We start from the raw sequence: 12,205 nt of genomic DNA on the forward strand, positions 1-12,205 counted from the left end.
TTATAGAATTAGTTACACTTTGATATATAGCTTAATTGATAGCTTCAAGGGCTTGTTTCAAATAATCCATTTCAGAGGTTATATCATCTATCTGTTGGTTTAACTGATTTACTTTATCAAGAGTATTCTGTGCATCTAATAAATTAATTTCTAACATCAAACGGCTTGCTTCACTCTCAAGTTCTAGTCTCTTTGCAAATAATACCTGATGCTTTTTTATAATTTCAGATTTTAAATTCTTACTATTGGTTTCTTTCATACTTCTACCTCCCTAACTTGTAATAACAGTATTTTATTGAGATGTAAATTTCCCTATATAATTTAATAATTACCTATAGGGAGGTTTATGACATAGTTAAAGCTGCCTTTTTTACTTACAGGAAAACCACATTTATTTCGCATTTACATAAGATGAATAATAAGAACCCATTAAAATAAATTCCATTATTCACTTTCTTTGGATGGCGTTCATAAGTTCTTGGTATTGACATTCAGATACATACTGAGTGTTCAAAAGCTTCCCTAACTGTTAAAAATAAACGTAAAATTCCATAATAAGGGAAATTTTAAATCATTTAGTTTTTTTTGCAGGAAAAGAAAGCGAAGTATATAAAAATAACAGTATGCATTAAAAAGTGTTAAGAACATTTTATTATCATTTTATATCAGCACGAGAGCAATATTGAGAAAAGAGCTTATATAAGTCCGTGTCTTAAGTATGCCTATTATATAGAATGGGTTACTTAGTAACTAAGGGAAGGTGATTTATATGTTAGGGGAAGAAGATTTAAAAGTAAATTGTATATCAGCTGCTATAGGTTTACTCATCCAACATAATATCATCACTCACCAGGAACTGGACAAACTAACTAAAACGAATTATCACGTTTTTTATCATTTTCTCATGGATAAGCTAATTGAAGAAGAGTTTAGTAAGGATAGGGTTGTACAAACATAAGTGCTTCAACAAAAAAAGAAGCGCAAGATCCAAAGCAGGAATCTCCTATTTCAAATGTAATTCGTATAGGGCTCCTTACATATTAGACATATATAATATGTAAGGGCTTTCTTATTTATCAAAGCCTCCTATAGTTTAAATGTATTTCTTCACAATCTATCATTTGATCAAAGGAACTCTGCCAATAATGTTACAAAAAAAGTCCTCTCCTCGTTTCAGAAAACGAACTTATATTCAGTGAATTTCACAAGCTACTTCCAAGTCTGATCCAGTTTATCTGAATAAAAATGTAAGGCTTTTTTATAACATAGTATTTCATTGTCATTTGTCGTATGTAGTAAGCACTTCAATAACAGTTCCATCGCTTGACTATGTTCTTTTAAATTGTACAAGGTCATGGAATAAAACACTTTAATTACATGATTATCTGGGAATAATTCCATCCCTTTTAAAAATATATCTTTTGATTTTTCATATTCCCCCAAGGCTCTATATGTGCTGCCCAATCCCAATATTGCACCTTCCATATCCTTAGAAGGTAATCCTATCTTTATGGCATTTTTGTAAAAGGGCACTGCCTTTTCTTCTTCTCCTAATATGTCAAAGCTCCACGCACATTGATAGTTATATAAAGCATCGTCTGGAAATTCCTTAACTAATTCACTTAGCAATTCGTTAGATTCTTTGTGATTTCCATTCTTTCGTAACGCTAATGCTTTATTTAGTTTGTTATTCAACTTAAATCTCCAACCCTTCTTTTTCCCACTACTTATCTCTTAACATCCTTACATATCCAGAAATTCAGCGTATTCGTACACTTTATCCAGAACTATTTCTTGTTTTAACTATCCTTAATGTTTAATTTTTAAAGGCTAACCCATTGGCCTGCAAAGCTGTTCTAAGTTTAGGTAAAGAAGCCGGCCCCATGCCATGAAATTGTAATATCTCTTTTTCACTAAATGTTGATAGCTGCTGCAAAGAAGCTATCCCGTTGCTTTCCAATGCTCGTCTTGCTGGTGCTGATAGCATGGAAAGAAATCCATTGTCAGGTTTGCGTTCTTGCTCACAGGTTGGGCAGGTCGAACAGTTACTGCTTTTATAATATTTGTGTCCTTTATGACAGATCCTTAGATTTTCCTTTCGGATGTTCATCTTTAATCTCCCCTTTTCCCAAGAATTTTTTTGCTTTCATCCTCTGCCACTTCTTCAATGGATCGTTTATGAAGGAACAAAACCTCCTACGTATAGTAAGCTAATTACCATTAAATACTTATGAGTCTCGTTTCAGGTAGCGCAGCTCCATTACAAATCATGCTAACACCTTACATGTTTGCGTTTGAACCCAAGCCTTCCTCTATCTATATCCTTTTGAATGTTTTCGGAAGCAAGAAGAATACTACTTTTTTTCTTATTCTTCTTAACTTCGACTGGACCTACTGCCTTTGCCGTTTCAAGCGCCTTCTCATGAAGTGGCAAATATGAAACACCGACTGTATAGATAAAATTATTCATAGCCGATTTCGTCCGATCTGGAGAATCGTGAATCGTATTTTCCACTTGATTAAGCATATCGGCAATCTTGCTTGTGCTAAATTCCTCGTCAGGACGATTACCCAAAAGCCAGCAGTAACAACTCCAACCTGCCGACATTTTAAGTTCTTCATCGCTTGCCACCCATCTATCAGCAACAACATGCGCAAAATCGGTTTCTGACAAAGTTACTGCAACTACATAATCGGACAGCATGTAAAAATACGCTTTATCGATCCAACGCTCAAAACCCTCCGCAGTCATCTCTGTTGGGTCTGCAATGATACCAGCAAAATACATAGCGTCATAATTGCCAGACGCATAAAGCTGCTCGGCTAAAGCCTGATCTTTCTTGATTTTCTTTGCAATCGGCTTCATTTTTCCTGTTGCCACTCCAAAAAGTGGATCGTGTGCACCATTGTTTATGTAAGTCTTTTTAATTCGTTCCGTGCCAAGCGCTTCAAGTTCTTTCATAACCATTTCAAAATCCACCGTTCTGTACCCTCCTTCTTCTCCGTTCATAATCTGCTTTTTATTTCCGCCAAAAAGTTGAACAGTCTTTCTTATCTAACATATTAAACTCAATTATTTTTTTAAGTAATTCATAGTTTACTGGCTCAGTCCATAGAATTCGAAACAGGCCTTTAGTAGCGCTGTATCCAGCCTCGGCAATGTCATGCTTAAAGTGCACGATTCCTGTTTCTTCAGGTGAAACGCTCAAATGATGTTTCGCTGAGGCAAAGCCGATGATGAATGTGCCATGATCAGTAAACATTGGCGTATTCCATTTGATTTGTGGTTCCAAATTTGGGAAAGTATCAGCAATCCACGCCAAAACCTCCTCTATTCGATTACGGTGGTCAGGACTATCTATACGCGCTAAATATTCTGCAAAAACTTCCATAGCATTTTCTCCTCAAATAAATTTTTTTTAATTTACTCTACTTTTATACAAATGGAACACCAGTCAGTTCACTTAACCTTGTTTCACTTTTGACTCAAATACATTAACAATTTGTATTCGCCATGTTTTAAATAAAATGTATTAATCATTTAATCCTTTTCCATTAAGAATGTTCGGAACGCATTTTTCAATCCTTGATTCCCGAGTCTTAGATTGTTTGGCCGCAGAAAAATGCAGAATGTACGCTCTTTGTCGTCCTGGAGTCAATGTAGTAAAAGCCGTTTTTAAAGCAGGCATTTCATCAAATTTATGTTGTAGCTCTTCAGGAATAATGAGTTCTTTAGGCTTTTTAGCTTTGACTTTTAATCCCGCTTTTTCCACCTCGATGGCCTCATAAATATAAGCTTTTAAGATGGCTTCCTTTTCAGCTATTTCTTGCACATTGGTAAACCGAATTTGTCGCGCGCCTTGTACATTCTCCGTTTGTTGGATTAGAATACCATGAGAATCTTGTAACAGAGAACCTTTAGGAAACAGCAGCGCACAGTATTCTTTAAATCCATGCATTAAAACAATGTTTTTTTTCTCGAACGTGTAACAAGGATTCATCCACTTAAAATCTTCGGTCAACTCACAGTCAAGAACAATCTTTCTCAACGTCTCATATTCTTCTTTCCACTTTTTAGCTTTAGTTAAAAATTCATCAACCTTAGGATTCATTTTGTTATTTGTCATCAAGGAACACTCCTATTCAATTTTTTAATCTGTGGCTCTAGCAGCCATACAGGCAACCTTTAATTCATTTAATGGTGTTACTATTCTTCAAATATAGGAAATGCCCTTCTTCAACGTTTGCATTTAATATAGAAAAAAACAAAGCAAAGAATGCCTTCATGTCGATACATATAATGAATCTGTTTAGTAGCTGCTCATAATCGATCAAAAGAACCTTCAAAAAAAGAACAGTCGTTCCCTATATTATATAAGAGCAAACGTTCCCTTTCAATAAAAGCTCTAAACCTTTCCGAATTATTCCTATGAATAACGTCGAATCTATTATTTTATAAAAAAATACCTTATGTACCTAGAGAAAGATATCAAGATAACGAAAAAAAAAAACATGAGAAAATGTTCTACAAAGCAAAATTTCGGAATGAAATAATCAACAAAATTTGCCATAATAAGTGAAGTAAGGAGGTGTATTATGTTTCGATTGTATGGAGCCTTAATTGGGCTTAGTTTAATTTGGGGTTTATCTTTTGTATTTATGAAGTGGCTGCTTCCCTCAGCTGGAATATGGGGAATTGTATTTTTTCGTTGTTTAGCAGGTGCTATCATCTTGCTTCCGTTTTTATGGTGGAAGCGCAGAAAAGTTAAAGAGAAACTGCCCTGGAAGGCATTGATTGTTGTTGGTATATTTAACTGTGGTTTGGCTTGGGGATTAATTTCCTTAAGTGAAACTGAGATAAACAGTACGACTGCCTCCATTCTGAATGCAACCACTCCAATCTGGACAGGTCTTATCGGATTTATTCTTTTTTCTTATCGACTTACCCGACGTCAGTGGATCGGTATTCTTATCGGTTTTTTCGGGATACTCGTCCTTATGGATTTTCAATTTGGTCAGATTTTCGGGAAAGGGTTTGTTGGGATTAGAACAATGCTTGTTGCTTGTATCTGCTATGGGCTTGCTGGGCAGTTAACAAAACGGTTTCTGTCTGAGGTGAGCGTGCTAACTATAACAACCTTCACCTTACTAACAGGTGCTATCATTGGTTTATTTGGGATGTTGATTACCGAACCATTCAAATCAGATTTGTTGATTCATCCACTTCCGATTCTGGCGATTGTGGGTCTCGGCTGTTTTGGTTCAGGATTGGGTCAGTTGATCTATTTTTATATTAATAAAAATGGTGGTCCTGAATTAGCAGCGACGGTTACATACCTGATCCCTGCCTCGGCCATGGTATGGGGTTATTTACTACTGGGAGAGACAATTACTCCAAACGTAATCGTTGGACTACTTGTTATCTTTGCTGGCGTTTATCTTTCATCTAGGAAATCAAAAGGTAAAACTCCAAATGTTGCTCTTGTTAAAAACAAAGAAAATTAGTTAGGTAGATTTTATAACGCGGGTCTTCTAGAATATCTACAAAAGAGAAATTAAGAAGCTTATGAATTACATAGTAGGATACATTTCTAAAGGAATAAGTCGTATATAATGACAAAACATAATTACAATTGTTTAATTTCACCAAAAGGTAACCCGACATAATATTGGGTTACCTCTTGCTTCAAGTACCAAGTAAATTCACACTAGAATGCTAGTTTACATAAAATGGATTATAGGTATCTACAAAAATAAAAAAGAAAATTATTGTAATCGACCTTGTATATAATCAGGAATCTATATTGAGTTCATTAACTGAAAAAAGTATTCGGACTTCTGAGTTTTATTTAAGCTATACCATGAATCTAATGTATTTGATGCAAATACATCTAATTTTTTTAATACGTCCCTCGCGAATTCTAGAGGTGCTACTCCTGAAGCAGTAATCATGTTATTATCGGATACTACAGGTCCAATCTCATACAACTTCTCTCCTTTATAATTAGGACAGACCATTTTTGTATATTCTAAGTTATTCAGCGTATGCTTTCTAGAATCTAAGTATCCATTATTTGCAAGGGCATCAGTAGCACCACAAATTGCAGCTACAATAGTACCAAGCTCTAAAACTTCCCCAACTTTTTTCAATATAGGTTGATGAATCTCCTCACTCCATGTAGTTCCTCCCGGTAGAATTAAAAGATCTTTATCCACAAGAGTGCACTCATCAAGAGAAATATCCGGCTGTATACTCAGTCCCCCCATTGTTTTAATAATTTCTTTATTAACTCCTACCGTCATTACTTTTAAAGGGGCTAAACCTTGCCTGAAATATCTTCCTGAATTTAGTTCAGCAATTAAATATCCATACTCCCAATCTGACATTGTATTAAATACATAAATATAAACTTTTTTTGTTTGCATAGTAAGCCTCCCGAACTGACGTTCTCTATATTATACCATTTTAAAGGCATATATCTATAGAAATGTTAAAATATTCAGAAAAAATAAGGAGATTGAGAATCATTTGAAAGAAAACAAAATAGAAAAAGTCGTAATAGTAGGATTAACGACTCCACATTGTGTATCAACTGTTACTCGAATGAGTAATAATTTAGGATTTGAAACGTATCTCATATCAGATGCCACAGCTGCATTTGCAATAAAAGGAGCAGATAATGCATATTATCCAGCTGAACAAATACATGCTGTATCATTAGCAACTTTAGATAATGAGTTTGCCAAAGTTTTAACAACTGAAGAATTGATCAAAAAGTTAAATTTGACTGAAAATCACTGTCGAAATAAAGATAAACCACAAACCTACTGCGATAACGATCTCCGTTCCATAAGCCCAACATACCCAGCTAGCTGTATCAGCTGAAATAAACTGAGAAAAAATACTCAAAAAGAAAAGAGCAGCTTTTGGATTTAATACATTACATATAAACCGATATAAGCAAGCTATGACTTTGTTATGATTTCTGACAAAAACAATCTAATATTATTTTTCATTTTATTATATTTAGATTGCCTACGTTGAATAATATCTACTATAACGAGCAAACTAAACAAGACGCCGTGAGGCATCTATCCAATACTTTAAAATCCTTGTTGTTTTAAATAGAAAAACCTACTGGTGCCAGATGAACCAATAGGTTTTTCTGTTTTATAACAAAGTGCACGACAGTTGAAACTTCATAGCTCTGAAAAGCTACCTCCAATCCTAGACATTATAGTAGAAGTAGTTACTTGTTCGCATTATATTTTAAAAATAGTGGCACAAAACCTGTTGGAAAGGTACACACTGATGAGTGCTTTTAAATAGCTAGGACTGAAATAATGCTAATGCTTTAATGAAACTGAATTTTTTCATACCCTTTTCCTTTTATTAAGAAAATACATTCACACATGTATGACAATTGTCATACTAACTACTTGACGTTTATATCTTTTATTACCAGCTACTATGTTCTACTATAAATATAAAGAAGAGTTGAATACTAATCAATGTAAAGAAAGATGTAAGGAGGAACACATGAGCAAACAAAAAACGACTGAATTAAGAAAAAATGTAGCACCTTTTGAAAAATCCAATACGAAATCGAGTATAAAGCAATTAATAAACACATTTCTTCCGTTTTTACTACTTTGGTTTCTAGCTTATAAAAGTTTGTCCGTTTCTTATTGGCTAACACTGCCAATAGCTATTGTTACAGCCGGGTTCGTCGTCCGAACCTTCATTATTTTCCATGATTGTTGTCATCAATCATTTTTCAAAAACCGAAAAGCGAATAATATCCTTGGCACAATCAGTGGGGTTATCACCATGTTTCCGTATGAACAGTGGAAACGAAGCCACTCGATTCATCATGCCACGAGCAGCAACTTAGATAAACGAGGAACTGGTGATGTGTGGGTCATGACAGTTGACGAGTATGTTGCAGCTTCCTACTGGGGGCGGTTAGCTTACCGAATGTACCGCAATCCACTTGTTATGTTTGGATTAGGTCCCATCTATCTTTTCTTAGTTTCTAACCGATTGAATCGAAAAGACGCGAAACGAAAGGAACGTTTGAACACATATTTAACCAATTTCTCAATTGTTGCAGTGTATGCACTTTTATGTTGGGGTATTGGTTGGCAAGCTTTTCTGCTTGTTCAAGCTCCCATCCTTTTTGTAGCAGGATCACTAGGAATTTGGCTATTTTACGTACAGCATCAATTTGAGGATTCCTACTTTGAAAACGAAAAGGAGTGGGATTACGTGAAAGCTGCGGTTGATGGCAGCTCCTATTACAAGCTTCCTAAAGTTTTACAATGGGTAACAGGTAATATTGGTTTCCATCATGTACATCATTTGGCTCCAAGAGTTCCAAACTATAATTTAGAAAAGGCGCATGAGTCTACGCCACCATTACAGAAAGCAACAACAATTACACTAAGTACAAGCTTGAAGTCCCTTCGTTTTCGACTTTTAGATCAACAAAATAAAAGTTTTGTAAGCTTCAAAGAAATTAAGCATCTACTAGACAATAAAAAATCTCGTATGAATTTGAATAACAAAAGACCCAACCTCAATAAAAATTGAATATCTTCTTTTTTATTTAAATTTATAAAATGAATAATAAATAGTGAATTGAACAAACTGCTTAAGATGCTGTGAAGCATTCTCTCATAGACCCTTTTAAATAAAATTCAAGTAACAGAAAAAACTACTGTACAGTGAACTGCACCCCAATTGTTAGACAAAAACTAATAATTGGAGGTGCAGTTTTTTATGTCAAAACACACACTTGAAACAAAGTTAAAAGCTGTAGATTTCTACATCAATAAGCAATATTCATATAAAGAAACAGCTGAGTTATATGGTGCGAATACATCAGATGTTATTCAATGGGTGGCATTATTTAAAAAACATGGGAAAGAAGGTTTAGAATCAACGTATACAAAGTACTCTGCCGAGTTTAAAATGGACGTATTAACGTATATTGAAAAAACGGGAGCGTCTATTCGTGAAGCATCTTCTGTATTTAATATCCCTTCATATTCAACGGTTATAAAATGGAGAAGGATCTTTGAAGAACAGGGCATGGACGGTCTGTATGCCAAGACCAGGAGGCCGCCAAAAGTGAAGAAGAATTCGATTAAAAATAATGATTCACAGAAAACAAATGAAGAGCTAGTAAAGGAACTTGAATATTTACGAATGGAAAATGCGTACTTAAAAAAGTTGAACGCCTTAGTACAAACATCAAGGGAATTAAAGAGCGAGAAAAAGCCCAAGTAGTGTTTGAATTAAGGCATGAGTATAAGGTCGTCGACCTTATCAAAGTAGCTAGAATCGCTCGTAGTACGTATTATTATTGGATAAAAGCCTTTAAGCGCCCTGACAAGTATAAAGAAGTTAAAGAAACCATTCATCATATCTTTCATAAACACAAAGGGAGGTATGGTTATCGTCGTATTACGCTAGAATTACATCGTCTAGGCTATCTTATTAATCATAAGACGGTCTGTCGATTGATGAAAGAGCTAGGCTTAAAGTGCCTCGTTCGGCTCAAAAAGTATCGTTCTTATCGTGGGAGAACAGGAAGAATCGCTCCAAATATCCTTAAACGTGATTTTAAAGCATCTAAACCAAATGAAAAATGGGTAACCGGTATCACAGAGTTTCACCTATTCGGAGAGAAGCTTTACTTATCACCTATTTTGGACCTTTTTAATGGGGAAATTATCTCCTACCATATCGACAAGAGACCTGTATTTTCACTGGTCACTACGATGTTACATAAAGCATTTGACTGTTTAAATGAGGGAGACTGCCCTATTCTTCATTCTGATCAAGGATGGCACTACCAAATGACCAAATATCAGCATTTATTGAAGGAAAATAACATTACTCAAAGCATGTCCCGTAAGGGTAACTGTTTAGATAATGCGGTTATTGAAAACTTCTTTGGTCTATTAAAATCAGAGTTACTCTATCTACAAGAATTTGAAAGTATAGAACAGTTCAAACAGGAATTAGAGGCCTATATCCTCTATTACAACCATCTACGAATAAAAGAAAAATTAAAAGGATTAACCCCTGTAGAATACAGAATTCAATCCTCATTAGCTGCCTAAATAACGTGTCTAACTTTTTGGGTTCAGTTCAACAGGAGCAGTAGTTTTTTCTGTGTTTAAGTTGTATATGATATACGCCTTTAGTTAATATAAAAAGTGTTATCGGTAGGAAAATAAGAAAGCAAATCGAATATCCAATTAGGCTCTTTACTTGTTAGAAGTGCATTTCTTTTAAAGAAGTCAATAAACTTTTATGCATGTTTAACGATGAAGCAATATCTTCCTTTGAAAGATTTTCTAATGCTTTTGCCATGGCTTTATATGATGAAGTATTTTTAATTGCTCTCTCTGATACCTCTTTTCCTTATAGAAGAGAAAGAGTAGCAAAAAATCATCCTTGATAAAGTTTACGACTATGCTGAATTTCCGAATAAAGTTAGTGTCCGATGGGATAACTGCAATTCATCTTACTTCAAAAGTTCTATAAAAGGGGGCATTTTTCTACGTGAATGTCGAGAGTTTGGCATGAAGAAAAGCATTTAGGTGGTACTTAGACTATAAAAAATAGCATGGTTTGAATGGTAGTTGGTATTTTTTGACGTGTATATAGAAAATAAGCCACCTAGGGATATCCAAAGTAGGTGGCTTATACGATAAACTTAATATGGAGCACGCTTTAAAAATTAATTTCTGTCAAAAAGAGAGCTGCCAGATATACCTGGGTTCGTCATTTCATAGGGATTTAAAATTAACTCAAGCTCCTCCTCAGTCAATACGTCATATTGCAAACATAGTTCTCGTACCGACTTTCCATTTAAAATAGCCTCTCTAGCAATTCGTGCTGCTACTTCATATCCGATATGTGGATTTACGGCTGTAATAATCCCTACACTTTTTTCTACATATTCTTTTAAACGTCCCTCATTTGCTTCAATGCCTCTTAGGCAATGGTCTGTGAAGACTTGGAATGCGTTATTCATAATACTGATCGACTGAAGCAAGTTAAACACAAGAACAGGCTCCATCACATTTAGTTCAAGTTGACCTGCTTCCGATGCCAGGCAAATTGTATGATCATTACCTATAACTTGAAAAGCTACTTGATTAATCATTTCAGGCATGACAGGATTGACCTTTCCAGGCATAATAGATGAACCAGGTTGACGAGCTGGTAATATAAGTTCAGCTAATCCTGCACGAGGACCCGATGCCATTAATCGGATATCATTCGCAATTTTAGACATATTAATCATGCAAACTTTTAAGCTAGCAGAGACTTCTGTATAAGCATCTGTATTTTGAGTCGCGTCTACAAGATGATTGGCTTTCTTAAGTGGTAAACCACTGATATTTGCTAGATATCTTACAACATTTTCGATATAACGTGGATCTGCATTTAAACCAGTTCCAACTGCAGTTGCTCCCATATTAACCTCATATAAATGTCCATAGGATTGCTTAATACGTTTCATATCGCGCTCAAGAACACGACTATATGATTCAAATTCTTGACCAAGACGGATTGGAACCGCATCCTGTAGGTGAGTACGTCCCATCTTTATAATAGAATCAAATTGTTCTGCCTTTTGCTGAAATACACTGTGCATATAATTCATTGTTTTCAGTAACTTATTTAACAGATTAAGCGTTGCAATATGGATAGCAGTTGGGAATACGTCATTTGTTGACTGTGACATGTTTACATGACTATTAGGGCTTAAATCGGAATAAGAACCTTTCTTATGACCAAGTAACTCTAAAGCTCTATTTGCGATAACCTCATTTGCATTCATATTCATTGAGGTCCCCGCACCACCCTGTATTGGATCAACAATAAATTGATTATTTCTTTTCCCTTCAATAACCTCGTCTGCTGCTTCAATAATTGCATTACCCAACCCATCATATAACCTTTTTGTTTCCATATTAGCAAGAGCAGCAGCCTTTTTAACGATTCCTAATGCTTTAATGAGTTCCGGGTGAATCTGGTAACCTGTTATTGGAAAATTTTCAACTGCACGTAATGTTTGAATTCCATAATAAGCGCTGACAGGCACTTCTTTCGTTCCTAAGAAATCTTTTTCAATTCTTACATCTTGTTTTTCAAGCGTTCCCATATCTGTCATAATATTGA

The 12,205-nt window shown here is 35.0% G+C and carries 14 protein-coding genes and 1 pseudogene; 6 read left to right on the forward strand and 9 right to left on the reverse strand.

Annotation, left to right across the window (positions count from 1 at the left end):
- Positions 1 to 31: 31 nt before the first annotated feature.
- A complete protein-coding gene (locus AC3WJG_RS02250) occupies positions 32 to 259 on the reverse strand; it encodes a hypothetical protein (RefSeq protein ID WP_217598699.1) in 228 nt (75 codons plus the stop codon).
- 510 nt (positions 260 to 769) lie between these two features.
- On the opposite strand from AC3WJG_RS02250, the gene AC3WJG_RS02255 reads away from it, so the two are divergent.
- The gene (locus tag AC3WJG_RS02255) at positions 770 to 958 is read left to right on the forward strand and encodes a hypothetical protein (RefSeq protein ID WP_014458940.1); all 189 of its coding nucleotides are present in this window, start codon (positions 770 to 772) and stop codon (positions 956 to 958) included.
- A 251-nt stretch (positions 959 to 1,209) separates the two neighbouring features.
- On the opposite strand, the gene AC3WJG_RS02260 is transcribed toward AC3WJG_RS02255, so the two are convergent.
- The 5 genes from AC3WJG_RS02260 to AC3WJG_RS02280 form a co-directional block, all read right to left on the reverse strand.
- Complete coding sequence (locus tag AC3WJG_RS02260) at positions 1,210 to 1,695, reverse strand: tetratricopeptide repeat protein (RefSeq protein ID WP_337134299.1); 486 nt, start codon at positions 1,693 to 1,695, stop codon at positions 1,210 to 1,212.
- A 121-nt stretch (positions 1,696 to 1,816) separates the two neighbouring features.
- Positions 1,817 to 2,110 (reverse strand): RNA polymerase alpha subunit C-terminal domain-containing protein, encoded by a 294-nt coding sequence (locus tag AC3WJG_RS02265; RefSeq protein ID WP_337134300.1) that lies wholly within the window; start codon positions 2,108 to 2,110, stop codon positions 1,817 to 1,819.
- A 162-nt stretch (positions 2,111 to 2,272) separates the two neighbouring features.
- The gene (locus tag AC3WJG_RS02270) at positions 2,273 to 2,980 is read right to left on the reverse strand and encodes a DNA alkylation repair protein (RefSeq protein ID WP_337134301.1); all 708 of its coding nucleotides are present in this window, start codon (positions 2,978 to 2,980) and stop codon (positions 2,273 to 2,275) included.
- Between the two features lie 40 nt (positions 2,981 to 3,020).
- Positions 3,021 to 3,392: an iron chaperone gene (locus AC3WJG_RS02275; RefSeq protein WP_060745101.1), complete on the reverse strand. Its 372-nt coding sequence runs from the start codon at positions 3,390 to 3,392 to the stop codon at positions 3,021 to 3,023.
- Positions 3,393 to 3,533: 141 nt separating this feature from the next.
- On the reverse strand, positions 3,534 to 4,127 hold the full coding sequence (locus tag AC3WJG_RS02280) for a YdeI/OmpD-associated family protein (protein ID WP_337134302.1): 594 nt from the start codon (positions 4,125 to 4,127) through the stop codon (positions 3,534 to 3,536).
- 469 nt (positions 4,128 to 4,596) lie between these two features.
- Here AC3WJG_RS02280 and AC3WJG_RS02285 point away from each other — a divergent pair, with 469 nt between their 5' ends.
- The gene (locus AC3WJG_RS02285) at positions 4,597 to 5,505 is read left to right on the forward strand and encodes a DMT family transporter (RefSeq protein WP_337134303.1); all 909 of its coding nucleotides are present in this window, start codon (positions 4,597 to 4,599) and stop codon (positions 5,503 to 5,505) included.
- 294 nt (positions 5,506 to 5,799) lie between these two features.
- Here AC3WJG_RS02285 and AC3WJG_RS02290 read toward each other — a convergent pair whose 3' ends face one another.
- Positions 5,800 to 6,426 carry a type 1 glutamine amidotransferase family protein gene (locus tag AC3WJG_RS02290; protein WP_337134304.1) on the reverse strand — a complete coding sequence of 209 codons (627 nt, stop codon included), beginning with the start codon at positions 6,424 to 6,426 and terminating at the stop codon, positions 5,800 to 5,802.
- Positions 6,427 to 6,517: 91 nt separating this feature from the next.
- Between AC3WJG_RS02290 and AC3WJG_RS02295 the strand changes: the two are divergent.
- A pseudogene (locus AC3WJG_RS02295) lies at positions 6,518 to 6,772 on the forward strand (isochorismatase family protein); the annotation flags it as partial.
- Positions 6,773 to 6,778: 6 nt separating this feature from the next.
- Here the strand turns inward: AC3WJG_RS02295 and AC3WJG_RS02300 are convergent.
- Positions 6,779 to 6,910 carry a hypothetical protein gene (locus AC3WJG_RS02300; RefSeq protein ID WP_230185485.1) on the reverse strand — a complete coding sequence of 44 codons (132 nt, stop codon included), beginning with the start codon at positions 6,908 to 6,910 and terminating at the stop codon, positions 6,779 to 6,781.
- Positions 6,911 to 7,540: 630 nt separating this feature from the next.
- Between AC3WJG_RS02300 and desA the strand changes: the two genes are divergently transcribed.
- From desA to AC3WJG_RS02315, 3 genes are all read left to right on the forward strand, one after another.
- Positions 7,541 to 8,593, forward strand: a complete 1,053-nt coding sequence (desA, locus tag AC3WJG_RS02305; protein WP_098332641.1) for a Delta(5) desaturase DesA — start codon at positions 7,541 to 7,543, stop codon at positions 8,591 to 8,593.
- Positions 8,594 to 8,782: 189 nt separating this feature from the next.
- Positions 8,783 to 10,131, forward strand: a protein-coding gene (locus tag AC3WJG_RS02310; protein ID WP_102814123.1) for an IS3 family transposase whose coding sequence is annotated in 2 segments (ribosomal slippage) — positions 8,783 to 9,227 and positions 9,227 to 10,131 — 1,350 coding nt in all. Because the reading frame shifts where the segments join, the coding sequence is not laid out codon by codon here.
- 330 nt (positions 10,132 to 10,461) lie between these two features.
- Positions 10,462 to 10,614, forward strand: coding sequence for a DUF8096 family protein (locus AC3WJG_RS02315; RefSeq protein ID WP_473829177.1), 153 nt, complete (start codon positions 10,462 to 10,464; stop codon positions 10,612 to 10,614).
- 140 nt (positions 10,615 to 10,754) lie between these two features.
- On the opposite strand, the gene aspA is transcribed toward AC3WJG_RS02315, so the two are convergent.
- A complete protein-coding gene (aspA, locus tag AC3WJG_RS02320; protein WP_337134708.1) occupies positions 10,755 to 12,188 on the reverse strand; it encodes an aspartate ammonia-lyase in 1,434 nt (477 codons plus the stop codon).
- Between the last annotated feature and the right edge of the window lie 17 nt (positions 12,189 to 12,205).

The organism is Priestia sp. FW507-14D1A (assembly GCF_058781295.1).